General features: G+C 62.4%; 27 protein-coding genes. 9 read left to right on the forward strand and 18 right to left on the reverse strand.

The window, feature by feature from the left end; genetic code table 11:
* Window positions 1-66 precede the first annotated feature (66 nt).
* The 4 genes from IOD17_RS17395 (at window position 67) to eco (ending at window position 3,657) form a co-directional block, all read left to right on the forward strand.
* Entirely contained in the window at window positions 67-768 is a 702-nt protein-coding gene (locus IOD17_RS17395; protein ID WP_233686291.1) for an FMN-dependent NADH-azoreductase, read from the forward strand.
* A 117-nt stretch (window positions 769-885) separates the two neighbouring features.
* Window positions 886-1,572 carry a GNAT family N-acetyltransferase gene (locus IOD17_RS17400; RefSeq protein ID WP_233686292.1) on the forward strand — a complete coding sequence of 229 codons (687 nt, stop codon included), beginning with the start codon at window positions 886-888 and terminating at the stop codon, window positions 1,570-1,572.
* A gap of 93 nt (window positions 1,573-1,665) precedes the next feature.
* Window positions 1,666-3,027 carry a bifunctional diguanylate cyclase/phosphodiesterase gene (locus IOD17_RS17405; protein WP_233686293.1) on the forward strand — a complete coding sequence of 454 codons (1,362 nt, stop codon included), beginning with the start codon at window positions 1,666-1,668 and terminating at the stop codon, window positions 3,025-3,027.
* A 153-nt stretch (window positions 3,028-3,180) separates the two neighbouring features.
* Complete coding sequence (eco, locus tag IOD17_RS17410) at window positions 3,181-3,657, forward strand: serine protease inhibitor ecotin (protein ID WP_233686294.1); 477 nt, start codon at window positions 3,181-3,183, stop codon at window positions 3,655-3,657.
* Window positions 3,658-3,704: 47 nt separating this feature from the next.
* On the opposite strand, the gene IOD17_RS17415 is transcribed toward eco, so the two are convergent.
* On the reverse strand, window positions 3,705-4,010 hold the full coding sequence (locus IOD17_RS17415; protein WP_233686295.1) for a putative quinol monooxygenase: 306 nt from the start codon (window positions 4,008-4,010) through the stop codon (window positions 3,705-3,707).
* Between the two features lie 336 nt (window positions 4,011-4,346).
* Between IOD17_RS17415 and IOD17_RS17420 the strand changes: the two genes are divergently transcribed.
* Window positions 4,347-4,928 carry an NAD(P)H-dependent oxidoreductase gene (locus IOD17_RS17420; RefSeq protein WP_233686296.1) on the forward strand — a complete coding sequence of 194 codons (582 nt, stop codon included), beginning with the start codon at window positions 4,347-4,349 and terminating at the stop codon, window positions 4,926-4,928.
* A gap of 180 nt (window positions 4,929-5,108) precedes the next feature.
* Here the strand turns inward: IOD17_RS17420 and IOD17_RS17425 are convergent, their stop codons facing one another.
* From IOD17_RS17425 to IOD17_RS17460, 8 genes are all read right to left on the reverse strand, one after another.
* Window positions 5,109-5,960 carry a CAP domain-containing protein gene (locus IOD17_RS17425; protein WP_233686297.1) on the reverse strand — a complete coding sequence of 284 codons (852 nt, stop codon included), beginning with the start codon at window positions 5,958-5,960 and terminating at the stop codon, window positions 5,109-5,111.
* A gap of 129 nt (window positions 5,961-6,089) precedes the next feature.
* A complete protein-coding gene (locus IOD17_RS17430; RefSeq protein ID WP_233686298.1) occupies window positions 6,090-6,563 on the reverse strand; it encodes a hypothetical protein in 474 nt (157 codons plus the stop codon).
* 251 nt (window positions 6,564-6,814) lie between these two features.
* Complete coding sequence (locus IOD17_RS17435) at window positions 6,815-7,225, reverse strand: HPF/RaiA family ribosome-associated protein (RefSeq protein ID WP_233686299.1); 411 nt, start codon at window positions 7,223-7,225, stop codon at window positions 6,815-6,817.
* Window positions 7,226-7,398: 173 nt separating this feature from the next.
* Window positions 7,399-7,827 (reverse strand): YybH family protein, encoded by a 429-nt coding sequence (locus tag IOD17_RS17440; RefSeq protein WP_233686300.1) that lies wholly within the window; start codon window positions 7,825-7,827, stop codon window positions 7,399-7,401.
* A gap of 28 nt (window positions 7,828-7,855) precedes the next feature.
* On the reverse strand, window positions 7,856-8,200 hold the full coding sequence (locus IOD17_RS17445; RefSeq protein WP_233686301.1) for a YciI family protein: 345 nt from the start codon (window positions 8,198-8,200) through the stop codon (window positions 7,856-7,858).
* A 134-nt stretch (window positions 8,201-8,334) separates the two neighbouring features.
* Window positions 8,335-9,570 carry an RNA polymerase sigma factor gene (locus IOD17_RS17450; protein WP_233686302.1) on the reverse strand — a complete coding sequence of 412 codons (1,236 nt, stop codon included), beginning with the start codon at window positions 9,568-9,570 and terminating at the stop codon, window positions 8,335-8,337.
* An 85-nt stretch (window positions 9,571-9,655) separates the two neighbouring features.
* Complete coding sequence (locus IOD17_RS17455; RefSeq protein WP_233686303.1) at window positions 9,656-10,417, reverse strand: ABC transporter permease; 762 nt, start codon at window positions 10,415-10,417, stop codon at window positions 9,656-9,658.
* Window positions 10,414-11,343: an ABC transporter ATP-binding protein gene (locus IOD17_RS17460; protein ID WP_233686304.1), complete on the reverse strand. Its 930-nt coding sequence runs from the start codon at window positions 11,341-11,343 to the stop codon at window positions 10,414-10,416. Before IOD17_RS17460 ends, IOD17_RS17455 begins: the two co-directional genes overlap by 4 nt.
* A 160-nt stretch (window positions 11,344-11,503) precedes the next feature.
* On the opposite strand from IOD17_RS17460, the gene IOD17_RS17465 reads away from it, so the two are divergent.
* Together IOD17_RS17465 and IOD17_RS17470 are read left to right on the forward strand one after the other, a co-directional pair.
* The gene (locus tag IOD17_RS17465; protein WP_233686305.1) at window positions 11,504-11,803 is read left to right on the forward strand and encodes an I78 family peptidase inhibitor; all 300 of its coding nucleotides are present in this window, start codon (window positions 11,504-11,506) and stop codon (window positions 11,801-11,803) included.
* Window positions 11,804-11,876: 73 nt separating this feature from the next.
* Window positions 11,877-13,415 (forward strand): sigma-54-dependent transcriptional regulator, encoded by a 1,539-nt coding sequence (locus tag IOD17_RS17470; RefSeq protein ID WP_233686306.1) that lies wholly within the window; start codon window positions 11,877-11,879, stop codon window positions 13,413-13,415.
* 9 nt (window positions 13,416-13,424) lie between these two features.
* Here the strand turns inward: IOD17_RS17470 and IOD17_RS17475 are convergent, their stop codons facing one another.
* The 7 genes from IOD17_RS17475 to IOD17_RS17505 all read right to left on the reverse strand — a co-directional run bounded on the left by IOD17_RS17475 (window position 13,425) and on the right by IOD17_RS17505 (window position 18,532).
* On the reverse strand, window positions 13,425-14,192 hold the full coding sequence (locus IOD17_RS17475) for a crotonase/enoyl-CoA hydratase family protein (RefSeq protein ID WP_233686307.1): 768 nt from the start codon (window positions 14,190-14,192) through the stop codon (window positions 13,425-13,427).
* Between the two features lie 108 nt (window positions 14,193-14,300).
* A complete protein-coding gene (locus tag IOD17_RS17480; RefSeq protein ID WP_233686308.1) occupies window positions 14,301-15,212 on the reverse strand; it encodes an SDR family oxidoreductase in 912 nt (303 codons plus the stop codon).
* 107 nt (window positions 15,213-15,319) lie between these two features.
* Window positions 15,320-15,850, reverse strand: coding sequence for a DUF1569 domain-containing protein (locus IOD17_RS17485; RefSeq protein WP_233686309.1), 531 nt, complete (start codon window positions 15,848-15,850; stop codon window positions 15,320-15,322).
* Window positions 15,850-16,734, reverse strand: a complete 885-nt coding sequence (locus tag IOD17_RS17490) for an alpha/beta fold hydrolase (protein ID WP_233686310.1) — start codon at window positions 16,732-16,734, stop codon at window positions 15,850-15,852. The genes IOD17_RS17485 and IOD17_RS17490 overlap by 1 nt, the downstream gene beginning before the upstream one ends.
* Entirely contained in the window at window positions 16,731-17,513 is a 783-nt protein-coding gene (locus IOD17_RS17495) for a class II aldolase/adducin family protein (protein ID WP_233686311.1), read from the reverse strand. Before IOD17_RS17495 ends, IOD17_RS17490 begins: the two co-directional genes overlap by 4 nt.
* Before the next feature lie 99 nt (window positions 17,514-17,612).
* Window positions 17,613-18,080 (reverse strand): cupin domain-containing protein, encoded by a 468-nt coding sequence (locus IOD17_RS17500; protein WP_233686312.1) that lies wholly within the window; start codon window positions 18,078-18,080, stop codon window positions 17,613-17,615.
* Window positions 18,080-18,532 carry a flavodoxin gene (locus tag IOD17_RS17505; protein WP_233686313.1) on the reverse strand — a complete coding sequence of 151 codons (453 nt, stop codon included), beginning with the start codon at window positions 18,530-18,532 and terminating at the stop codon, window positions 18,080-18,082. Before IOD17_RS17505 ends, IOD17_RS17500 begins: the two co-directional genes overlap by 1 nt.
* A 112-nt stretch (window positions 18,533-18,644) precedes the next feature.
* Between IOD17_RS17505 and IOD17_RS17510 the strand changes: the two genes are divergently transcribed.
* A complete protein-coding gene (locus IOD17_RS17510) occupies window positions 18,645-19,106 on the forward strand; it encodes a PAS domain-containing protein (protein WP_233686314.1) in 462 nt (153 codons plus the stop codon).
* A gap of 51 nt (window positions 19,107-19,157) precedes the next feature.
* Window positions 19,158-19,769, forward strand: a complete 612-nt coding sequence (locus IOD17_RS17515; protein ID WP_233686315.1) for a hypothetical protein — start codon at window positions 19,158-19,160, stop codon at window positions 19,767-19,769.
* 140 nt (window positions 19,770-19,909) lie between these two features.
* On the opposite strand, the gene IOD17_RS17520 is transcribed toward IOD17_RS17515, so the two are convergent.
* A complete protein-coding gene (locus tag IOD17_RS17520) occupies window positions 19,910-21,688 on the reverse strand; it encodes an acyl-CoA dehydrogenase C-terminal domain-containing protein (RefSeq protein ID WP_233686316.1) in 1,779 nt (592 codons plus the stop codon).
* A 205-nt stretch (window positions 21,689-21,893) separates the two neighbouring features.
* Window positions 21,894-22,847: a MerR family transcriptional regulator gene (locus IOD17_RS17525; protein ID WP_233686317.1), complete on the reverse strand. Its 954-nt coding sequence runs from the start codon at window positions 22,845-22,847 to the stop codon at window positions 21,894-21,896.
* Window positions 22,848-22,885 lie beyond the last annotated feature (38 nt).

Consider the following 22,885-nt stretch of genomic DNA (forward strand, 5'->3'; position numbering starts at 1 on the left):
TTAGCTGGGCTTAGCCTGAGTCTGCTGCGAATAACAGATGAATTCAAATTCGAAAGGAGACTCGACATGCCACATATCCTGCACCTGGACGCCAGCGCCCGCCCCGGCCTCGCCGGCAAGGATCAACACGGCTCGCACAGCCGCAACCTTACTCAGCGCTTTGTCAGCCAGTGGCTGGCCAGGCGTGGGCAGGACAGCCTCACTTACCGCGACATCGGCCAGACGCCGCCGTCGATCATCAACCACGACTGGATCGCCTCCTCTTTTACCCCCAAGGCGCATCGCGAACCATGGATGCACGCCACACTGATCGAGAGCGACCAGCTGGTGGATGAGTTGATTGCCGCAGATGTGCTGGTGATCGGCGCGCCGCTCTACAACTTCGGCATGCCGGCGGCGCTCAAGGCGTGGATCGACCAGATCGTGCGCCCTGGCAGAACCATGGGTATCAATGAGAGCAACCCGCTCGACCCTTACGTGCCGCTGCTGGCCGATCGGCCAAGGCATGCGGTTATCCTCAGCGCCCGTGGCGGTGTCGGCTTTGGCCTCGGTGGCGAGCTGGCGCATATGAACCATCTGGAACCGAGCCTGATCACCAGCCTCGGCTTTATCGGCATTACCCAGGTGCACCAGATTGCCATCGAGGGTCAGGAAGTCGGCGGGGAACTGCTGGCCGAGTCGGTGGCTCAAGCCCTGAGCCAGGTCGATGCCTTGGTGCTGCAGCTGCAACGAGCGTTGCAGGTAAACCGCACCCCAGAGTCAGCCTGAAAACCTGCCGCGCAGCGGCTGCGATACCAGGTGAACCGCTCATGGTTTGTCCACCCAGCACGTCAGCCGAGGGCGGTACACTAGCGCCCTCGCGCACGCCCCGGAGCCAGACTGACGATGTTCACCCTTGTACACTTGGATAGCCCGCCACCCGAATCGCTTAACAGCCAGGTGCTGCAGATGGTGGTGGACTACCTCAGCGACATCAGCCCGGTGTCGCTGACGCCGAGCAACCCGCTGTATCAGCTGTACCAGTACGTGATCGGCTACGAGATGCACCTGTACCTGCGCGCCATGGACAGTGCGCAGCCAAGCAGCGCACGGCTGATCCTCGCCCTGAGCGATCAGGACCCATCACAGGTGCTGGGCTTTGCCCTGTACCTGCCAGCCCAGGACGCACCCGACGCCTGCACCCTGGCCTATATGGCCGTGCAGGCCAGCCAGCGCCGTCACGGAATTGCCCGCGCCATGCTGCAGCAGATGGTCGATCGCCACCCGCACGCCGAACTGGCCTGCGTGGCGGGCAAGGTCGCCACCTTCGAAACCATGGGCTTTCAGGTGCTGGCCGCGCGTGGGCCGCAGGTGTTGATGAGCACCCGCGACCACAGCGCCAACGGCATGCTGGCGGTGCAGGACCTGGCGCCGATCTTCCAGTCCACGGAAGTCCGGCAGATTCACGCCTACCTGCTCAAGCAGCACGGCAAGCGGGCCATGAGCGATGCGGAGAAGCAGCGCGACCGCCTGCTCGACCAGATGGCCCAGCAGGCACAGGCACTGGTGCGCGAGCGGCTGACCGTGCATTGACCTGGCCATACCAGGGCGAGCACAGAGAAAACGCGGGCAGAAAGCCACCATAGCGCTGGCGAACCGCGCAGACAGGGCAGTATATTCACTGCCATGACGTCAAACCCGCACCTGCCTCACGACAAACTACTGGATCTGCTGCTGGACGTTGTCTGCGTAGTGGATATAGAGGGCCGCTTTCTGTCCGTCAGCGCGGCCAGCGAACGGGTTTTCGGCTACCGCCCCGAAGAGATGATCGGTCGCACCGCCTTTGAACTGATGCACCCCGACGACCGCGCCGCCACCCGCACGCTGGTCAAGCAGATCAACTCAGGCAAGCCCTCGCACGATCACGAGAACCGCTACATCCACAAAGACGGCCATATCGTGCACATCATGTGGTCCGCCCAGTGGCTGGAGGCCGAGCAGGTGCGCGTTGGTGTGGCGCGCGATATCACCCGACGCAAGCGGGCCGAGGCAGTTCAGGCGGCGTTGTATGCCGTCTCCGAAGCAGCCCACGCGGCGGGTGATCTGCACATGCTCTATGGCCGCGTGCATGAGGTGATGGCGCAGCTGCTGCCCGCCCGGCATTTCTGCGTGGCGCTGTATGACGCGGCGAGTGATCAGCTGAGCCTGACCTATCAGGTCGAACAATGCGCCACGCCCACCGCCACCAGCCGCTTCTGTGCCGAGGTGATCCGCACCGGCAACGCCCTGCTGCTGACGCCGGACACCGCCAGCCAATGGCTGGCCCAGCATGAACCCGAGGCCGCAGCACCTGCTCTGGACTGGCTTGGCGTGCCGCTGATCTCGGGCACCCAGACCATCGGCGCACTGGTGCTGCAGAACCACAGCGCCAAGGTGCGCTACAGCGAACAAGACCAGGAGCTGCTGCAATTTGTCTCCAACCAGGTGGCCACGGCAATTGAGCGCAAGCGCACGCAGTCGCGCCTGGAGTTTCTTGCCCAGTACGATCAACTGACTGAACTGTCCAACCGCACGCTGTTTCTCGACCGTTTGCGCAGCGCCCTGCAACGGGCCAAACGCGACGCCCTGCAGCTGGCGGTGCTGTACCTCGACATGGATAACTTCAAGCAGATCAACGACAGCTTCGGCCACGGCACCGGCGATCTGCTGTTGCAGGAAGTGGCGCGGCGTTTGCGCCAGTGCGTGCGTGAGTCGGACACGGTGGGCCGCCTGGGTGGCGACGAGTTTGCGGTGATTCTGGACAACATCGGCCGCCAGGAGGATGCCACCCTGGTGGCCGAGAAGATCATCACCGCCCTCAGCGCGCCCTACCTGCTCGATGGCCATCATTTGCTCAGCGCGCCAAGCCTGGGCATTGCGCTGTACCCCCAGCACTGCCAGAACGAGTTGCAGTTGGTGCAGTACGCGGATGAGGCCATGTACGTAGCCAAACGCAGTGGCGGCAAACGCTACGTGCTCGCACAGCAGCCGCTGACGGACGCCGGCTGACTGCGGCTGGCGATACCCGAATGGCCTCCCTGGCCAGCTGCGGTTTGCCAAGCCGAGGAACTTCACCTATGCACAAGAGTCAGTTGACTGCGCTGCCAACCCGGCACGTTTGTTCCACGGACGGCCCACAAGGCCCCTTACTCAGGACTGCTTATGACCTCGCCAAAACTGCCCCTGTTCGTTCTCGCCTGCGCCCTGCCGCTGGCCGCTTGCGCCGCCACACCGGAGGCGCTCAAGCCTTACCCGGCAGCCGCCGCAGGCTATCAACGCCATGTGATCGAGCTGCCGGCCCAGGCCAATGAGGCCGAGCACAAGGTTGAACTGATTGCCGGCAAAACCCTAGAAGTGGACTGCAACTCCCAGCGTTTGGGTGGCCAGTGGCAGGAGAAGACCGTCGAAGGCTGGGGCTACAACTACTACGAGATGGGTCAGGTCGGCCCGGCGATGAGCACCCTGATGGCCTGCCCCGACAACAGCCGCAAGCAGGCATTTGTCCCGGTGGGCGGCGAACCCTTGCTGGTGCGCTACAACAGCAAACTGCCACTGGTGATCTACGCCCCGGCGGATGTGCAGGTGCGCTACCGCATCTGGTCCGCTGCCGCCGACAGCGCAGCAGCACCACAGCAGTAAGCGCCCCCGGATCAACAGGCCGCACAACGCCGGCCTGTTAACCACAATCAGCCCGCCGGGCTGAGCATCTCGATCTCGCGAATCTCGAAATCACGGCGCAAGTACTCCATGCGCCGCTCATAAAACTCGCGCATATGCGGCAAGGCGCTGTGAATGGCCAGGTGCTCCCGTGACTGCCAGACCTCATAGAAGATAAACAGCGTCGGGTCCTGACGATCACGCAGCATGTGGTAGGCCATGCAGCCGGCCTCGGCACGGCTGGGTTCGACATAGGTGCGGAACAACGCCTCAAACGCGGCGGCCTGCTCCGGGCGGGTGTGGGCGTGCAGGATAAATCCGTAGTGATCAGCCATCTGGGCTCCTGGGACAACGTATGTTTGCTTAGGCCACGTACCCAATTACGCGTTGCATGCAATCGGTAGGTTGGTTGGTGTTGAGCGCAGCGAAGCCCAACAGTCATTGGTATCGCTTGTTGAAATGGCTCGTTGGGCTTCGTCGCTACGCGCCTCAACGCCAACCTACGGTTTATCGCCTCGCAACACCTGCCTGGGGCCTAGCCTTTACCTACCCTACAACAGCTAAACCCAGCGTATTCATGCCTTTTAGTCACAGGTCATTTGCCCGCCAGCGGCTGTTTCGAGCCGCCTGCACGCCCTAGCATGCGGCCATCATTTACCGAGGCCCCTGCCATGAAGAAGATCCTGCTGCTCAACGGCGGTAAACAGTTCGCCCATTCCGACGGCCGCTACAACACCACCCTGCACGACACCGCGCTGGCCTTTCTCGACCGCGCCGGTTTCGACCTCAAGCACACCCATATCGACAGCGGCTACGACATTGCCGAAGAAGTGCAGAAGTTTCTCTGGGCCGATGTGATCATCTATCAGATGCCCGGCTGGTGGATGGGCGCGCCCTGGACGGTGAAGAAGTACATCGATGAGGTGTTTACCGCCGGCCACGGCAGCCTCTACGCCAGCGACGGCCGCACCCGCTCGGACGCCTCGCAAAAGTACGGCAGCGGCGGCCTGATCCAGGGCAAGCAGTACATGCTGTCACTGACCTGGAACGCGCCGCAGCAAGCCTTCGACGACCCAACGGACTTCTTCGAAGGTAAAGGTGTGGACGCCGTCTACCTGCCCTTCCACAAGGCCAATCAGTTTCTCGGCATGCGCGCCCTGCCGACCTTCCTCTGCGTCGACGTGATGAAGCGCCCCGCCATCGAGGCCGATATCGCCCGCTACGAACAGCACCTGGCGCAGGTGTTGGGCTAACCACGCTGTTGTTGTGGTGGTAGGCAACGCAGGGCGGGAGCTTGAACAGCAAACACACGAAGCTCGCCAACCCACGCGGTCGTCAGTCTGTCTCGCCTAACGGGTCACACAAAAGGCTCTGTAGGCACGCTCCTGCGCAGCCAAGGCCGCGCCTACAGACAGGCCAGGGCAACAGCCTGCTTACGGCGCGCCAAACAGCGCCGTCCAATAAATCCCCGCGTCGCTCTTGGGATCGTTGGCGTAGGCGGCGCCCAGTTCACTGAAGTGCGGGTTCATCAGATTGGCACAGTGGCCAGGGCTGGCCAGCCAGCCGGCGAGCACCTTGCTGCTGCCATCCAGCCCGGCAGCAATGTTTTCACCGACACGCTGGCCACTGTAACCGGCCAGCTCTGCGCGATCGCCGGGGGTGCGCCCGTCAGGGTCTTGGTGATCGAAGAAGTTGCCGTTGGCCATGGCCCGGCTGTGGGCTTCGGCAGTGCTGCCCAGGGTGGCATTCCATACCAGCGGCGCGGCGGCGGCAAAGGCTTGGCTGCCGCACTGACGCGCTGTGCCGCGGGCAAGGTTGAGTTGTTCGAGCAACTTCTGCCCTTCCGTCTGCCAGTCGCCCAGGCGCGCCGCCAACAGCGGTCGGGCCAGCAGAATGCGCCACTCACGATCCTGCTGCTTGACGCCGATATCGACAAACTGCGGGTCCAGCACGATCTTGCAGAAGCTCTCCTGCAGCACCTTCAGCGCCGCCGCCGCATCACGCGGGCCGGACAGGCTGATGGCCTGCACATTGACCATCGGGTAGCCCGCCGCACTCATCGCCTGCTGCAAATCCCCCGAGCGCCCCACCGGTTGCACCAAGCGCGGATCAGCGGTCAACGGCGGCAACTCGGCGGAAGCCTGATCGCCACAGCGCTGCACTTCGCTGCGGTAGCTGTTGATCAAGCCGACCAGTTGCGCATCCTCGGCAGCCTGCGCACCTGCGGTGCACGCCAGCGCCAACCCCAGGGCAGCGAACGCCCGAACAAACCCCTTGCTAGCCATAAATCCCCCGACCTGAGCATGCCGATGCGGCGTACCCACAACTGTGATCGGCTGATCTTGGCGCACCTCGCGCGCTGAAACCAGCCCAATGCGCAGGCAGCCCGGCTGGAGAAATCGACGGCAGAACGCTTAAACGTAAATGCTGACGCCGCCCCTGGCCTGCAGCCAGTCGCGGTAAGTCACCAGCGAGTCGGTCTGCTTGTCGCCGTTGTAACCGACAAAGGTGCCGGTTTTATCCATACCGGACTCAACCAGTTTGTTGATCTGTGCCAGCAGCTTGGCTGCATCATCGCGATCCATCGTCGCAACATCAGGCAGGGTAATCATCGAGTTGCCGCTGTCCTGCTCGGCGGCCGGGCGGAAGCGGTCACTGGCAATCGCGCTGCTGGCACCGCTGCTCTCGGCATGCATCGCGCGCAGCAGGCCGCCGCGGCTGTGAGCCACTATGCCGCTGGCAAAGCGGCGGATTTCCGCAAGCGGGTCCGCGGCGCTGGCGCTCGGTTTATCCGTACTGCTGCCACTGCCCGCTGCACCAGTCGTGCTGGGTTTGGCGGTGTTGCTGAAGTAGCTCGCCAGCGGCGAGTTGTTGGAAATACTGGTCATGGCGAATCCCTGCAACTGTCAGTTGGCCAGGGCAGTGCAGGATATGGGCCAGCGCTCTACAGCCCAGTAAAACCGGGATTCTGGCCCGCTTAACCGGCAGCAAGCGGAATCATCTTGCCGCCTCGGGCAGGCGATTGCCGCCGCTGGCTACAGCATTCCAGCGCCCTGAAACGACAGCGCCCCCGCAGAAACCTGCGGGGGCGCGAGCAAGGGGTGGATGGGCCGCCGGTCAACCGCCGGCCCGTAAATTGTCAGACCGCGCGCAGGCGTTCCTCGGCGAGGAAGTCCTCTTCCAGCAGTGCATCCTGGCCCAGATCAGCGGCCTGATTGGTATGCAGCGGCGTGGCGCGTTTGCTGCGCAGTTTGCCGAACTGATGGTCAAGGGCGTGGTGCAGTTTTTCGATGGAGCCGTCGATGGCCTGCTCCAGTGACTCGGCCTTGTGGGTGACGGAAATAGGTTGCAGGCCTTTTGGCCGTGCTTCGATCTGGCAGCGTTTGTCGTGCGCACCGGCTTTGGCGCCGTTGTCGTCATGCAGGTGGACGACGATACGGGTCAGTTCGTCGTCGAAGCGTTCCAGCTTGCTGGCAACACTGGCACTCACCCACTCCACCAGCCGTGCGCTGCCTTCGATGTGGTTATCGCTGTGAACTTGGATTTGCATAAAGCTTTCCTTCTTCAACTGTTCGCGAATAGCGTCGCCAGGTAAGGCGACGGCTCCAGCCTACGCCACTAAGCCCCCCTTTAGGCAAGCCCTAAGACGTTGGTCGTAGCCACAAATCTACAGCGCGGCAGCCGCTAATCGGCTGCAGCCCTTGTGCCCCGTGCGTTGGCGAACTACGGCTGCAAATCAAACAAAATCTTTCCACTTTCCATGTCACCGGGCATGGAAAAATGCTCGTGAGCGATCAGCCACTGCCCGCCTTGCTGGCGAAAACACTGGGTTACACGCATCCAGCTGCTGTGCATTTCGCCCTTGTCATCGGTGCCGCCGCAATGGAACAGGTAGTGCACCACGGCCAGCTCACCACCGAGCAGAAAGCTCGGCTGATGCACCTCGAACAGGGCATGCCCAGGGCACATGTCCATGCAGGCCTGCCAGTGCGCCTGATAGGCCGCACGGCCAACAAAACGCAGCGGGCCAATGGCATCGTAAGCCACCACATCCTCGGCGTAGTGACGCATGATCTGGCTGACATCCTTGCTGCGGCAGGCGGCAGCCCAGGAGTCCAGTTGCTGTTGAATCTGTGCTTGTGTGCTGCTCATTTCGACACTCCTTGCTCTCGTGGTGGGGTCAAACCTGTAGCTCGCGCACCGGGCGCACTTCCACGCAGCCAACCCGCGCCGCTGGAATATGCCCAGCCAGCTGGATGGCCTCGTTGAGGTCGCGGGCTTCCACCAGATAGAAGCCCGCCAGCTGCTCCTTGGTTTCGGCAAACGGGCCGTCGGTGATCGACAGCTTGCCGCCGCGCATGCGCACGGTGGTGGCGGTCTGCACCGATTCCAGCGCCTCGGCAACCAGCATGCGGCCGCTCTGCGCCACCGACTCGGCGTAGGCAAAACATTCCTCGTCACGTGGGCTGTCGGGCGAGTGATGCAGCGCATGCTCGTTGCTGTAGACCAGGCACAGGTATTTCATGGCGTTCTCCGGTGGTGTGACGCGGTTACTGACTAATCGAATGGCGCGGCGCGGAATCGACAGCGCTGGTAAAAAATATTTCAGGCCCGACCAACGGTAGCCAAGCAGCGGGGATCTGCCAGGCGGATAACGGCTCAGTCAGCCGGCAGTTCATCCAGGCGCATCTGCAGAAACTGCCTATCCGCGCCCTGCTGGACCAGGTTGAGCGCCCGCTGATAAGCCTCGCGTGCAGGCTGCACACGACCCAGGCGGCGATTGAGATCGGCGCGGGCGGCATGGGCCAGGTGGTAGTCGGCCAGTTCACCGCTGGCCAGCAGCGCGTCGATCAGCGCTAGACCGGCCTCGGGGCCTTGCTGCATGGCCACCGCCACGGCACGGTTGAGTTCGATTACCGGCGAGGGATTCATGCGCAGCAAGGCATCGTAGAGCCCGACAATCTGTGCCCAGTCGGTCTGCTCGGCACTGGCAGCTTCGGCATGCACGGCGGCGATCGCCGCTTGCAAGGTGTAGGCACCGAAGCGCCGCGAATGCAGTGCCTGCAGCACCAAAGCGTCGCCTTCGGCGATCAGCGCACGGTCCCACTGGCGGCGATCCTGCTGCTCCAGTAGCACCACTGTGCCGCTGGCCGAACTGCGCGCACTGCGCCGCGACTCGTGCAGCAACATCAGCGCCAGCAGGCCCTGCACTTCCGGTTCAGGCAGCAGTTCCAGCAGCAGACGCGCCAGGCGAATGGCCTCATCGGACAGGTGCGCGCGAGTCAGCGAGTCGCCAGAACTGGCGAAATAGCCTTCGTTGAACACCAGGTAAATCACCCGCAACACATCATCCAGCCGCTCGGGCAGCTCGCTGCGGCCAGGCACTTCATAGGGGATGCGTGCATCGCGAATCTTCGCCTTGGCGCGCACGATGCGCTGCGCCAGGGTGGCGGGCGTGGTGAGAAAGGCGCGGGCGATGTCCTCGGTGCCCAGATCACAGACTTCACGCAGGGTCAGGGCCACCTGGGCATCGCTGGCCAGCGCCGGATGGCAACAGGTGAAGATCAGGCGTAGGCGGTCGTCTTCAAGCAACTCGCCCTCATCCAGCGACGCGTCATCAGCCAGGTCGACGTGTTCATCCAGCGGCTGGAAACGCCGCTGCCGGCGCAAGGTATCGATAGCCTTGAAGCGCCCCGCCGACACCAACCAGGCCCGTGGATTAGCCGGCACGCCGCTCTGCGGCCATTGCTCCAGGGCCGCGCGAAAGGCTTCGTGCAGCGCCTCCTCGGCCAGGTCAAAATCGCCCAGCAGGCGAATCAGGGTGGCCAGTACGCGGCGCGATTCGTCGCGGTAGAGCTGCGCGAGCTGGGCCGGCAAAGCGGCAGAATGGTCCATGGCATTGCACTCCATAACGGCAGTGGCTGCGCGCTACCCCTGCCGCGCAACCAGAACCGTTTCACCCTAACGCATTAGTTGCACTTCAGCTCTTCAGCCGATAACCGGTTTTGAAGACAAAGCCCACCGTCAGGATGCACAGCAGCAGAAAGCCGAGAATCATTGCCAGGCTCAGGCCGACATTGACGTCGGACACGCCGTAGAAGCTCCAGCGGAACGCGCTGATCAGGTACACCACCGGGTTGAACAGGGTCACCGTCTGCCAGGCTGGCGGCAGCATGCTGATCGAGTAAAAGGCCCCGCCGAGGAAGGTCAGCGGCGTGACGATCAAGGCCGGCACCACCTGCAACTTCTCCCAGCCATCGGCCCACACGCCGATGATGAAACCGAACAGGCTGAAGGTCAGCGCGGTAAGCACCAGAAACGCCAGCATCCACAGCGGATGGAGAATCTCGAAGTCCACGAACAGCCGCGCGGTAATCAGGATCACCAGGCCGAGAATGATCGACTTGGTGGCTGCTGCGCCGACATAGCCGATAAGGATTTCCAGATAGGACACCGGTGCCGACAGCAGCTCGTAGATGCTCCCCGAATACTTGGGCATGTAGATGCCGAACGAGGCGTTGGAAATACTCTCGGTGAGCAGCGCCAGCATGATCAGCCCCGGCACGATAAACGCACCATAACTGACGCCCTGCACCTGGGTCATGCTCGAACCGATGGCCGAACCAAACACCACGAAATACAGCGAAGTGCTGATCACCGGGGTGGCGATGCTCTGCAACAGAGTGCGCCAGGTGCGCGCCAGTTCGAACAGGTAGATGGCCTTGATGGCATACAGATTCATGCACGTGTCCCTTTTACCAATTCGACAAAAATCTCTTCCAACGAACTCTGGCTGGACTGCAAATCCTTGAAGTCGATGCCGTGCTGGGCCAGGTCCTTGAGCAGCTCGGCGATGCCGGTGTGCTCGCTCTGGGTGTCGAAGGTAAACACCAGCGCGCGGCCCTCGTCGTTCAGCTCCAGCGGGTAACGCGCCAGCTCGGCGGGGATGCTCGCCAGGGGCTGTTGCAGCTGCAAAGTCAGCTGTTTCTTGCCGAGCTTGTGCATCAGCGCCTGCTTGTCTTCCACCAGAATGATCCGGCCCTTGCTGATCACCCCGATGCGGTCGGCCATTTCCTCGGCCTCTTCGATGTAGTGGGTGGTGAGGATGATGGTCACGCCGCGCTCACGCAGACGGCGCACCATGTTCCACATATCGCGACGCAGCTCGACGTCAACGCCGGCAGTGGGCTCGTCGAGGAACAGAATCTGTGGCTCGTGGCTCAGCGCCTTGGCGATCATCACCCGGCGCTTCATGCCGCCGGACAGCTCGAAAATCTTCGCGTCGCGCTTTTCCCACAGCGACAGGTCTTTGAGCAGTTGCTCCAGATAGACCGGATCGGGCTTCTTGCCGAACAGGCCACGGCTGAATTTCACCGTCGCCCAGACGGTTTCGAACACATCGCTGACCAGCTCCTGGGGCACCAGGCCGATCTGCGAGCGCGAGGCGCGGTAGTCCTTGATGATGTCCTTGCCGCCCACCAGCACCCGCCCGCCGCCTGGATTGACGATGCCGCAGATAATGCTGATCAGCGTGGTCTTGCCCGCGCCGTTGGGGCCGAGCAAGGCAAAGATTTCGCCGGGGCGAATATCCAGGTTGATGTCCTGCAGGGCCGGGTGGCCACTGGCGTAGGTCTTGCTCAGCTGTTGAATCGAGATCACCGCTTGCACAGAACCTCCTGCTCTGGGGAAAAGCGCAATTGTAGGGAAGTTGGCCGGACTTGCGGAAATGCTGATGCAGTAACCTGACTGATTGACCAGCCCGACGTTGAGCTACAACGGATGCGGCTGCTAGGCTGACCCGAGTTTTATGCAGACAAGGAAATCGATCATGGCTCTTCGTCACGCCCTCACCAGCCTCAGCCTGCTGGCCCTGCTGGCCGGTTGCAGCTCACCGCCGCCCGCCCATCAAGCAGCCGAAATCAGCGGCGACTGCAATGTCGAGCAGGTTCACGGTGTACTTGGCCAGACCGCCAGCAGCGAGCTGATCGAGCAGGTGCAACAGCAGGCCAACGCCAAAACCCTGCGCGTACTCGCCCCCGGCGACGCCGCGACCATGGACTACAACCCGCAGCGCCTGAATATCGATATCGATGAAAGCGAAGTGATCATCCGCCTGACCTGCGGTTGAATGCCCCTCGGTTAACTAAGCCCCACAGACCGGGCATACTGGCGCACCTGTAAATCAGTCGGCCACCCGTTCCATGCGTATTCACGTCAGCTTTATCGACCGCGTTGGCATCACCCAGGAAGTGCTGGCGCTGCTCGGTGGACGCAATCTCAACCTGGATGCGGTGGAGATGGTGCCGCCGAACGTCTATATCGACGCACCGACCCTGAGCCCCGAGGTGCTCGACGAGCTGCGCGAGGCGCTGTTCAAGGTGCGTGGCGTGCAGGCGGTGACCATCGTCGACATCCTCCCCGGCCAGCGCCGCCATCTGCAACTCGATGCCCTGCTCGCCGCCATGACCGACCCGGTGTTGGCGCTCGACAGCCAGGGCCGCGTATTGCTGGCCAACCCGGCGCTGATCGAGCTGTGCGGTCAACAGCCGGATGGCCTGAGCATTGGCGAGCTGTTCGCCGACCCGCAATTACAAGTCGAGCTGTTGCAGCAGGGTTTCCGCCTGCCAATGCGCGAGGTCACGCTCAAGGGCCAGGCCCTGCTGCTGGACGCCCAGCCGATCACCGAAGGCGTCGACGGCGGTGCGCGGCAGCTGGCCGGCGGCCTGCTCAGCCTGTATGCACCGAACCGCATCGGCGAGCGCCTCGCGGCGCTGCACCACGATCACGCCGAAGGCTTTGATTCGCTGCTGGGTGATTCCGCGCCGATCCGCAACCTGAAAAGCCGCGCCCAGCGCGTGGCCACTCTGGATGCGCCGCTGCTGATCCAGGGCGAAACCGGCACCGGCAAGGAGCTGGTGGCGCGCGCCTGTCATGCCATCAGCACGCGACGCACCGCGCCGTTTCTCGCACTGAACTGCGCGGCATTGCCGGAGAACCTCGCCGAAAGCGAGCTGTTCGGCTACGCCCCCGGCGCCTTTACCGGCGCCCAGCGTGGCGGCAAGCCGGGACTGCTGGAGCTGGCCAACCAGGGCACGGTGTTTCTCGATGAAATCGGCGAGATGTCGCCGTATCTCCAAGCCAAGCTGCTGCGCTTTCTGAGCGACGGCAGCTTCCGCCGGGTTGGCGGGCAGAGCGAGGTACGGGTCAATGTGCGCATCCTCAGCGCCACCCACCGTGACCTGGAGCAGATGGTGGCCGAGGGTGCATTCCGCGAGGACCTGTTCTACCGCCTGAATGTGCTCAACCTGGAAGTACCGCCGCTGCGCGAGCGCGGCCAGGACATCCTGCTGCTGGCGCGGCACTTTATGCAGCAGGCCTGTGCACAGATCCAGCGCCTGCCCTGCCGCCTGACGCCGGACACCTACCCGGCGCTGCTTGGCAACCGCTGGCCGGGCAATGTGCGCCAGTTGCAGAACGTGATCTTTCGCGCCGCCGCCATCTGCGAAAGCAATCAGGTGCAGATCGGTGATCTGGACATTGCCGGCACTGCCGTAGCCGCGCAGCAGGCTGAGGGCGAAGTCAACAGCCTGGAAGCCGCCGTGGCCGAGTTCGAAAAGAATCTGCTGGAAAAGCTCTACCCCAGCCACCCTTCAACCCGGCAACTGGCAACTCGCCTGAGCACCTCGCACAGCGCAATTGCCATGCGCCTGCGCAAATACGGGATTCCGGGCAAGCCGTAAACACGCGGCTCAGAATGTGCCGTGCCGCCCCGTACCCGCCTTGAAGCGCTGCGCGCCGGCCAGGGTTTCGCCACTGGCGATCACCGCCATACCGCCGGCAAACTCATTGGCCATGGCCTGGGCAAACGGCAGGTTCCACTGCGCGTAGGCACTGGCGCGATCGGCGAGCATGCAGCGCTGCGGAAAGCCGGCAATCTCCAGCGCCAGTTGCTGGGCGGCGGCCAACGCGCTGCCGGCAGCGACGACCCGATTGACCAGGCCCATGCTCAACGCCTCTTCAGCCAACACCGGACGACCGGTGAGAATCAGATCCAGCGCGCGACCCTGGCCGATAATTCGTGGCAAACGCACGGTGCCGCCATCAATCAGCGGCACGCCAAAGCGTCGGCAGAACACCCCAAGCACGGCGTTATCGGCCATCACCCGCAGGTCAGCAAGCAGCGCCAGCTCCAGCCCGCCGGCTACCGCGTGACCTTCAATAGCGGCGATCAGTGGTTTGCTCAGCTGCATGCGGCTCGGGCCCATCGGCCCGTCACCTTCGGTTTCCAGGCGATTGGTGCGCTCAACACCTTCGGCAAACGCGCCCAGATCAGCACCGGCGCAGAAGGTATCGCCCGCCCCCGCCAGGATTGCCACCCGCGCCTGCTCATCCGCTTCAAAGGCCCGTAAGGCGCTGGCCAGCGCCTCAGCCGTCGGCCGATCAACCGCGTTGCGCACCTCGGCGCGGTTGATGATCAGGGTGGTGACCGGGCCGTTCTTTTCGATGATGACGTGCATGACCTGCTCCCTAAAAAGCCGAAGGCCGGCATTTAGCCGGCCTTCACCTTAAAGCTCTGGGCGGTGGAAATCAGCCTGCTGACCGATCTCCCCGCCAGAGTGGCGCAATCAGAGGGCGAACTTCTGCAGGTTGGCCATCATCTCTTTCATTGCTTCGATATTGTCCTTCGGATGAGCCGCGCCCTCAAAGTCGCAGATCTGCGCAAAGTTGGCTGCCACATCTTCCGGGCTGAAGCCTTCGCGCGGGTCGAAGCCGGCACCCAGGCTGCGTTCCCAACGCACTTTGCCCATCCAGCCGCCGCCCACTTCGAACAGGCCGGAGGTTTCTTCGCAGGCATTGCTCGCCAGGTACACCACCAGCGGGCTGACCAGCTCAGGCTTGAGCTGCTCGAACACCTGCGGCGGAATCAGGCCTTCGGTCATGCGCGTGCCGCCAGTCGGCGCGATGGCGTTGACCAGGATGTTGCTCTTGCGCCCTTCGAGGGCCAGGGTGCGGGTCAGGCCGTACAAGCCGAGCTTGGCCATGCCGTAGTTGGACTGGCCGAAGTTGCCGTAGATGCCCGAGGTGGATGCGGTGAAGATCACCCGACCATAACCCTGCTCACGCATATGCGGCCAGGCGGCGCGGGTAACCTTGTAAGCGCCTTCAACGTGGACTTTGTAAACCAGGTCCCAGTCGGCGTCTTCCATCTTGTGGAAGGTCTTGTCGCGCAGGATGCCGGCGTTGTTCACCACCACATCGATACGGCCAAAGTTATCGAGGGCGCACTGCACGATCTTTTCGCCGTCGGTCACCGAGTCATGGTTGGCCACGGCGGTGCCGCCTGCGGCGCGGATTTCCTCGACTACCTTGTCTGCCGCCGAGGCGTTGGCGCCCTCACCGTGAGTGCTGCCGCCCAGATCGTTGACCACCACCTTGGCGCCGTGTTTGGCAAACAGCAGTGCATGGGCGCGGCCCAGGCCGCCGCCAGCCCCGGTGACGATTACAACCTGATCTTGAAAACGGATGGCGTCGCTCATGCAGCATTCCTCGGCAGATTAACAATACGCCGAGTGTCCAGCAGGTGCGCTCCGGTCACAATAGATACAAGTTGCGCTGAATGGTGCGCAATAAAGCAGCGGGATAGTTAGGCCGGACGGATCAGGCTCAAGTGGTTATACAGATGCAACACATGGGCCTGGGCGTAATCGGCATGGCTTAACGCGCCGTAGGCAAAATGCGGCTGTAACTCCCCCTGATACGCGGCGAAGTCGGCAAACGCCTGCTGCAAACGCTGCAGCGCCTGAGCCTGGGTGGCTGGCACATTCAGCGCAGCGGCACCGGGAATGGCCTCATCCAGCGGATGGCGCATGGCCCCACGCGCGGCAAAGACGCTGAACGCCAAGGGGCCGACGCTGCTGCGAAACCAACCTGGCTTGAGTTCGGGGTAACCGCTGATGGAATACTCGATGCTCTGCGCGCAGTGGTTAAACACTTCTGCCGGGCTCCAACCCTTGAGGCTACGCAACGGCTGATCAACCAGCCCAGCCAACACCTGCTGCGCGCCCTCCAGGCTCAGGGCAGCGGGTGCCTTGCCGCTGGGCAACGCCCAGAACCCGGCACCGAGAACGGCCACACCGCCGAGGGCGGCACCTTTCAGGACTGTACGTCGTTGCATCATTTGGCCTCCAGCCGTTGACGAAATTGCAGGTAATGCGCCAGCACCTGATCCGGCGCTTCGGTCTGCGGATAATGACCAATGCCCTCCAACAGCACAGTGTCCGGTTTGGCAATCAGCTCACGGTAACGCGCCACCATATGCGCCCCGGAGATCGGATCGACAGCGCCGTCGATCACCCGCAGCGGCACCGCGGTGGCCTGCATCGCCGTCACCCAACGCTCGCGATTGACCCGACGCTCGGGCATATAGCGGATCAAACGGTGCATCACCGCCGGGCCATTATTGGCAGCAATCAGGCTCCAGAAGTCATCCAGCTCACGGGCACTCGGCTGGGTGTGCGGGCCGAACACCTTGGCAAAACTCTGCGCCAGCTTCTGCCGGCTGAACAGCCGGCCAACCAGCGGGCCGATGGGGCTGAGCAGCAGCTTCTGTACCAGCACCGGATGGTGCGTTTCCGGAAACAACCCACCATTGAGAAACACGCAACTGGCGAGCTGCACACGTCCGTCCTGATGCCGCGCCAGCAGCTCCTGCGCCACGCTGTCGCCGTAGTCATGGGCCAGCACATGCAGCGGTTTGTCCACGCCCAGGTGCGCCACCAGCGCCTGTTGCAGATCAGCCTGCTCCAGCAGGCTGTAGGCATGCCCACGGGGCTTGGCCGAGTCGCCAAAGCCGAGCATGTCGCAGGCAATCACCTGGTAGCGCTCCGCCAGCGCGGACCACAGGTAATGCCAGTCCCAGCTGGCAGTGGGAAAGCCGTGAATCAGCAACAACGGTTCGCCCTGCCCGGCCGTCCAGTAGCGGATGCCATGACCGTTAAAGCTGAAGTCCTGGCCCGCGCTGCGCCAATCCGCCAGGGCAATCCCTGGCAACGCCGTCATGCTGCGTAACCCGGCATCTGTTGATCCAGCTTGCGCAGCAGCGCCGGCCACGGCAGTGCGCCGCCCATGCCCTGCGGGCTTTTCATCACGCCGGCAATCATCGCCCGTGCGCCATCGAGAATCTGTTGTGGGATATGGATCAGCTCGGTGCCGCCGCTCTGCGCCATCACCTGAATCTCGCAGGCACGCTGCAGGGTGAACATGCCGAGGAAGGCATCGGCGATGCTGCCGAAAGCGGTGAGCAGGCCATGGTTGGGCAGGATCATGAAATTCTTGTCACCGAGATCCGCCTGCAGGCGCGCCTTCTCGTCATGGTTCAGCGCTACGCCTTCATAGCCGTGGTAGGCCAGGCTGGCGAGGACGAACAGCGACTGCTGCGACAACGGCAACAGACCCTGCTTTTGCGCCGACACGGCGATACCGGCGGCGGTATGGATGTGCAGCACACAGGCCACGTCGTGGCGCACCTCGTGCACGGCACTGTGGATGGTGTAGCCGGCAGGGTTGATGTCGAACGGGCTGTCCATCAGCTTTTTGCCAGTCAGGTCGATCTTCACCAGGCTGGAGGCAGTGATCTCATGGAACATCAGGCCGTAGGGGTTGATCAGAAATTCTTCGGTGCCGGGAATCTTCGCCGAGATGTGGGTGAAGATCAGATCATCCCAGCCATACAGGGCGATCAATCGGTAGCAGGCGGCCAGGTCCACCCGGGTCTGCCATTCGGCAGCGGACACCTGATCCTTGAGGCTGACAACAGGCAGTGCGTGGGCAACGGTCATGATGAGTTCCTCGGCTTTTGTTATTGAAGTGCCCAGGAGTCTAGCGAGGGATGCCGCAAAGGTGAGTCGCTCTGGCGGCCAGCGTGGTGGCCTTGCAGGTCAAACCAGCTCGGGATGCAGCTGCGCGAGCATGGGCCAGTCGCGCTGAGCCTCAAGGTCATCACTGAGTAGCTGGAAGCCGGCAAAGTCGAAACCCGGCGTCACCGTGCAGCCCACCAGGGTAAACGCCCCGGTGCTGCGCGCCGCCTGCCAGGCATGTGCCGGTACCAAGCGCTGCGGCAGTTGACCAATGGCCACCGGGCCTAGGCGCGCGCAGCGCACCGCATCAGGCTGCTCGGCCAGCAGCAGCTCCAGCGGCGCACCTTCATAGAAGTGCCAGAGCTCATCGGCATCCACCCGGTGCCAGCGGCTTACCGCGCCGGCGGGAAGCAGAAAGATGATCGCCGTACCGCACAGACGGCCACCGTCCAGCTGCGCAGACGACTCATACAGACGGCGGTAATAACCGCCTTCCGGGTGCGCCTGCAGTTGCAGCGTGCTGATCAGCTCTTGGGCGCGCGGGTGCATCAGCCGTGCAACGCCGCAATAAAGTCCGTCAGCCAGGGCTCGGCGTCGGTTTCCGGGGTCACGCTTTCGCTGCTGTCCAGGCGCAGCATCGGCTGCACTTCGCGGATGCCCAACTCGGCATACAGCTCGCGCACCAGCTCGCCGCCGCCGCAGAAGGTATCGCCATAGCTGGAGTCGCCGAGGGCAATCACCCCGCCCGGCAAGCCACTCCAGGCCGGCAGATGATCACGGATGGCGTAGTACAGCGGCTGCAGGTTATCCGGCAATTCACCCATGCCGGTGGTCGAGGTCACCGCCAGAAAGGCTTCAGGAGCAAATGCCTGAATATCCGCCAGGCTGGCGCGCGGGTTGTGCCAGGCCTCATGGCCGGCGGCCTTGAGCAGACGCTCGGCGTGGCGGGCAACTTCCTCGGCGGTGCCATACACCGAGCCGGAAAGAATGGCGATTTTCATGCAGAACTCCGAAACAGTCAGAACCAAATCGATAAGCCCGGCATTATGCCGCAAGTAGACAGCCCGCCCGGATGTTTTAGAATGCAGCCGACATAGACTGGGAAATCGCCTCATGATCAACGCCAAACTGCTGCAACTGGTGATCAACGCCTCCAATGACGGCATCGTGGTGGCCGAACAGGAAGGTGATGACAACATCCTGATCTATGCCAACCCCGCCTTCGAAAAGCTCACCGGCTATACCAGCGAAGACATCCTCTATCAGGATTGCCGTTTCCTGCAGGCCGGTGACCGTGATCAGGCCGGGTTAGCCGCAATCCGTGAAGCGGTGAAAGCGCAGCGCCCTTGCCGGCAGATCATCCGCAACTACCGCAAGGACGGCAGCCCATTCTGGAATGAGCTGTCGATCACCCCGGTGGTCAACGACGCCGACCAGTTGACCTATTACATCGGTATCCAGAAGAACGTCACCGAACAGGTCGAAGCACAGGAGCGGGTCAAGCAACTGGAGGCCGAGCTGGCTGCCCTCAAGGCTGAACTCGCACGTTTGCAGGCGACGACCGGCAGTAACTAATCCCCCACGCAGCGGTCACAACAGCTCCAGAGCTTGATACAGACCGCGCCCATGCAAGAACAGGCACTCCTGACCCAGGCAGAATTGGCGTTTATCCGCCAACTGCATCAGCCCGCCCCCACCGAGCAGCGCAACCAACCGCGCCTGCCGGTGGATCTCGGCAAACAACTCAGCGAACTGCTGTCGCACTGCGCGGCCAATGAACAGCTGAGCCTGCATGCGCACATCGCCAACCAGCACCTGACCTTTGACCTGCACCTCAGCCAGGACGAGCAAAACGCACCCTGTCTGCAACTCAGCGCCCCGCAGATTTTCGACGAAGGTGAAATCAACCGTGCCTGGCGCTCGCCTCTGGCTGAGCCGCTACCGCTGCACAACCGACGGGCACAGCCTGGCGACTTGTGGATTCACCAACTGTCGATGAATGGCGCACTGGTTGAATACCGAGGCAGCGGCCAGCCGCCCAGACGTTTTCAGCGCCTCCTGCCGGTAGGCGAAGAGCGACCGATTGCCGTGAGTGGCACCTTGGTGCGCACCACCGCAGATGGCCTTTTGGCCTACCAGCTGCACACCCTTGACCGGTATAGAGACGAGCAATTGCGCCAGTTCATCTACCAGCAACACCTGCAGCAGGAAAAACGCCGGCAGGCCCGGCGCGGCTGAGTGAGCGCAGCAGAATGGCAGGCAAAAAAAGACCCGCACTCAGTGCGGGCCTAAGATGCAGGAGAGACTCCTGCAGCAGGGATAAAAAAATCCGATAACCGAAAAGGGCGGAAAAATGGCTATCGGATTGCGCAGTCGTTTCAGGCAGCAAACTCCTCATCACTGAAGGCCATCAAGGTGGCTTTGCCGGCTTTGACCTCAGCCAGCAGGCTGTCGGTTTCAGTGAGGATGCGCGCCATAAAGAAGTCGGCAGATTTGAGCTTGGCGCCGTAGAACAGAGTTTCCGTGCTACCGGCAGCCAGCTTGGCCTTAGCCACCGCCGCCATGCGCGCCCACATCCAGGCCAGGCTGGTCAGGGCAAACAGACGCAAGTACGGAGTTGCTGCTGCACCGGCCTGCTCAGGGTCTTTCATGCCTTCGCTGGCAATCCACAATGTGGCTTGCTGCAATTGTTTAAGCGCAGCACCGACTGCAGACACATGCTCTGCCTCGGCATTGGCCTTCAGCCAGCCTTCAATCAGGGCGAAGTAATTACGCACGGCACGGCCGCCACCCAAGCCCAGCTTGCGACCAACCAGGTCAAGCGCCTGAATGCCGTTGGTGCCTTCATAGATGCGGGTAATCCGCGAATCACGCACCAGCTGCTCAATGCCCCAGTCTTCGGTGAAGCCGGAACCGCCGAGCACCTGCAAACCGTCGTTGGCACAGCTAAACCCTTCATCGGTGAGGAAGGCCTTGACCACCGGGGTCAGCAGCTGCACCAGATCATCCGCTTGCTCACGAACCGCAGGGTCTTCATGGTCGTGGGCAACGTCTTCATGCAGGCCGGTGAAATACGCCAGGGCACGGCAGCCTTCGATCATCACCTTCTGCCGTAGCAACATGCGTCGTACATCCGGGTGAACAATGATCGGATCAGCCGGCTTGTCCGCCGCTTTCGGACCGGACAACGAGCGGCTTTGCAGGCGTTCCTTGGCGAAGCCGAGGCTGACCTGATAAGCACTTTCGGCAATACCAAGGCCCTGCATGCCGACCATCAGGCGCGCCGAGTTCATCATGGTGAACATGCACTTGAGGCCTTTGTTTGGCTCACCAATCAGCCAGCCCTGGGCGCCTTCGAAATTCATCACACAGGTGGCCGATCCCTTGATGCCCATCTTGTGTTCCAGGCCACCACAGAACGCCGGGTTACGACTGCCGTCTGCGAGGAATTTGGGCACCAGGAACAGTGAAATACCTTTCACGCTGTCCGGTGCATCCGGCAGCTTGGCCAGTACCAGATGCAGGATATTGTCAGCCAGATCGTGCTCACCACCGGTGATCCAGATCTTGGTGCCACTGATGGCATAGCTGCCGTCTGCCTGCGGTACAGCACGGGTGCGAATCAAGCCCAGGTCGGTGCCGCACTGCGGTTCGGTCAGGCACATGGTACCGGTCCACTCGCCGCTGATCAGTTTCGGCAGGTAGCGCTCCTGCAAGTCACGCGTGCCGTGGGCAGTCAGCGCGTTGATCGCGCCGTGGGTCAGGCCCGGATACATGCCCAACGACAGGTTGGCCGAGCAGACCATCTCTTCGACCATCATGTTCAGCACATGAGGCAAACCTTGGCCGCCGAATTCCGGGGTACAGGCCAGCGCCGTCCAGCCGCCTTCGGCGAATTGCTGGTAGGCCGCCCGGAAACCGTCCGGAGTTTTAACCGTCTTGCTCTGCGGATCGTAGTGACAGCCCTGCTTGTCGCCTGAGCTGTTCAACGGAGCGAGCACGTTTTCCGCCAGCTTGGCGGCTTCTTCCAAAATGGCGCCACCGAGGTCGTCTCCGAACTCGCGCTGCGTAGGCAGCGACTGCAAGGTGGCATAAGCGTCGAGCACCTCGTCAAAAACGAAACGCATGTCACGAAGGGGTGCGCGGTATTGGGTCATGTTGCTGAGTCCTCAAGCTGTACAAGTGGAGACAAGCTATACACAAACAAACAATGTATAGCTTTTGTACAGTAAAAAATCACAGACAGCAAGCATTTCTTGTACAACACGTACAAGTAATCGAAATCGGCGACAAAATTCGGGCGCAGACAAGCAGCGCCATGCAGGCAACAAACGAGGGTGTCAGATCAATTCAGCGGCGGACTCAGGTGTCCAGGTGACCGGCAAGAAACTGCTGCAGACGGCGCTGCATCAGGCGACCTTCATTGCCCAGGCAGGCAATCGGCGAGCCACTGAGGCTTTCCTCGGCGAGATCGGCGCCATCACCCGCCATCACCAGCGGGCAATCCAGCGCCAGCGCCAGGCGCGACAATACCTTGGGCAGGTCATCGCTGGGCGGCTGGTTGGAGAACAGCACCAGGGCCTGGGGCTGCATTTTTTCGCAGATCAGCGTCAGCTCTTCCAACGGCTGGCCCAACCCGAGCACGCTGACAGCGGTGTCGGCGCTGCTCAGCAGCAAACCGGCCACCAACAACTCCAGCTCACGGCAATGGCCTGGCAACGCCGCCAGCAGCACCCGCTCCTCAACCTGGGCTCGCAGCACCTGCAGGCGTTGTAGAGTTCGGGCTCGCAGGAAGGTATCGAAGAACAGCCACTCGCTGGCCTGGCCGTATTCGTCCTGGCGCAGCAGCAGTTCCTGCCACAGCGGCATAAGGATGTCCTGAAACACCACGGGCAGCGGGTAGCTGGAGAAAATCTGGCCGTACAGACGATCCAGGCGCAGCTCATCGAAAGCACTGATGGCGCGGCGCAGCTGGGCTTGCCACTCGCCCCACTCGCTGGCACTGACCTCTTCATAGACTGGCGAACTGGCGGACTTGATCGAACCGCTCTTGGCCAGAATCTTGCCGACCTTGCTCACTGCCACGCCGCGCTCGATCCACGCCAGAATGCTGCGCACTGCCTCAATGTCCGCCTGGGAATACAGACGATGACCGCTATCAGTGCGCGTCGGCTGGATCAAACCATAGCGCCGCTCCCAAGCCCGAAGGGTCACCGGATTGACGCCCGTCAGGCGCGCCACTTCGCGGATGGGAAACAGCTCCTCCTGCTTGAGGGCACTCGAAACGAGGGACGACGCACCAACGAGATCGGACATGGGCGGAGGTTTCACAGAAAAAATGTTGCACGCATTGT

Origin of the sequence: Pseudomonas anguilliseptica (assembly GCF_021375795.1) — a bacterium.
Classification (GTDB): domain Bacteria; phylum Pseudomonadota; class Gammaproteobacteria; order Pseudomonadales; family Pseudomonadaceae; genus Aquipseudomonas; species Aquipseudomonas anguilliseptica_A.

Bases quoted from the DNA above. Each gene is read 5' to 3' on its own strand.
- IOD17_RS17500 (WP_233686312.1), bottom strand. From the start codon at position 18,080: ATGCACCCGCGCGCCCAAGAGCTGATCAGCACGCTGCAACTGCAGGCG.
- IOD17_RS17465 (WP_233686305.1), top strand. From the start codon at position 11,504: ATGGCTCTTCGTCACGCCCTCACCAGCCTCAGCCTGCTGGCCCTGCTG.
- IOD17_RS17515 (WP_233686315.1), top strand. From the start codon at position 19,158: ATGCAAGAACAGGCACTCCTGACCCAGGCAGAATTGGCGTTTATCCGC.
- IOD17_RS17485 (WP_233686309.1), bottom strand. From the start codon at position 15,850: ATGCAACGACGTACAGTCCTGAAAGGTGCCGCCCTCGGCGGTGTGGCC.
- IOD17_RS17495 (WP_233686311.1), bottom strand. From the start codon at position 17,513: ATGACCGTTGCCCACGCACTGCCTGTTGTCAGCCTCAAGGATCAGGTG.
- IOD17_RS17490 (WP_233686310.1), bottom strand. From the start codon at position 16,734: ATGACGGCGTTGCCAGGGATTGCCCTGGCGGATTGGCGCAGCGCGGGC.
- IOD17_RS17430 (WP_233686298.1), bottom strand. From the start codon at position 6,563: ATGACCAGTATTTCCAACAACTCGCCGCTGGCGAGCTACTTCAGCAAC.
- IOD17_RS17425 (WP_233686297.1), bottom strand. From the start codon at position 5,960: ATGGCTAGCAAGGGGTTTGTTCGGGCGTTCGCTGCCCTGGGGTTGGCG.
- IOD17_RS17520 (WP_233686316.1), bottom strand. From the start codon at position 21,688: ATGACCCAATACCGCGCACCCCTTCGTGACATGCGTTTCGTTTTTGAC.
- IOD17_RS17455 (WP_233686303.1), bottom strand. From the start codon at position 10,417: ATGAATCTGTATGCCATCAAGGCCATCTACCTGTTCGAACTGGCGCGC.
- eco (WP_233686294.1), top strand. From the start codon at position 3,181: ATGACCTCGCCAAAACTGCCCCTGTTCGTTCTCGCCTGCGCCCTGCCG.
- IOD17_RS17505 (WP_233686313.1), bottom strand. From the start codon at position 18,532: ATGAAAATCGCCATTCTTTCCGGCTCGGTGTATGGCACCGCCGAGGAA.
- IOD17_RS17400 (WP_233686292.1), top strand. From the start codon at position 886: ATGTTCACCCTTGTACACTTGGATAGCCCGCCACCCGAATCGCTTAAC.
- IOD17_RS17440 (WP_233686300.1), bottom strand. From the start codon at position 7,827: ATGAGCAGCACACAAGCACAGATTCAACAGCAACTGGACTCCTGGGCT.
- IOD17_RS17395 (WP_233686291.1), top strand. From the start codon at position 67: ATGCCACATATCCTGCACCTGGACGCCAGCGCCCGCCCCGGCCTCGCC.
- IOD17_RS17470 (WP_233686306.1), top strand. From the start codon at position 11,877: ATGCGTATTCACGTCAGCTTTATCGACCGCGTTGGCATCACCCAGGAA.
- IOD17_RS17435 (WP_233686299.1), bottom strand. From the start codon at position 7,225: ATGCAAATCCAAGTTCACAGCGATAACCACATCGAAGGCAGCGCACGG.
- IOD17_RS17405 (WP_233686293.1), top strand. From the start codon at position 1,666: ATGACGTCAAACCCGCACCTGCCTCACGACAAACTACTGGATCTGCTG.
- IOD17_RS17415 (WP_233686295.1), bottom strand. From the start codon at position 4,010: ATGGCTGATCACTACGGATTTATCCTGCACGCCCACACCCGCCCGGAG.
- IOD17_RS17475 (WP_233686307.1), bottom strand. From the start codon at position 14,192: ATGCACGTCATCATCGAAAAGAACGGCCCGGTCACCACCCTGATCATC.
- IOD17_RS17420 (WP_233686296.1), top strand. From the start codon at position 4,347: ATGAAGAAGATCCTGCTGCTCAACGGCGGTAAACAGTTCGCCCATTCC.
- IOD17_RS17450 (WP_233686302.1), bottom strand. From the start codon at position 9,570: ATGGACCATTCTGCCGCTTTGCCGGCCCAGCTCGCGCAGCTCTACCGC.
- IOD17_RS17480 (WP_233686308.1), bottom strand. From the start codon at position 15,212: ATGAGCGACGCCATCCGTTTTCAAGATCAGGTTGTAATCGTCACCGGG.
- IOD17_RS17510 (WP_233686314.1), top strand. From the start codon at position 18,645: ATGATCAACGCCAAACTGCTGCAACTGGTGATCAACGCCTCCAATGAC.
- IOD17_RS17525 (WP_233686317.1), bottom strand. From the start codon at position 22,847: ATGTCCGATCTCGTTGGTGCGTCGTCCCTCGTTTCGAGTGCCCTCAAG.
- IOD17_RS17445 (WP_233686301.1), bottom strand. From the start codon at position 8,200: ATGAAATACCTGTGCCTGGTCTACAGCAACGAGCATGCGCTGCATCAC.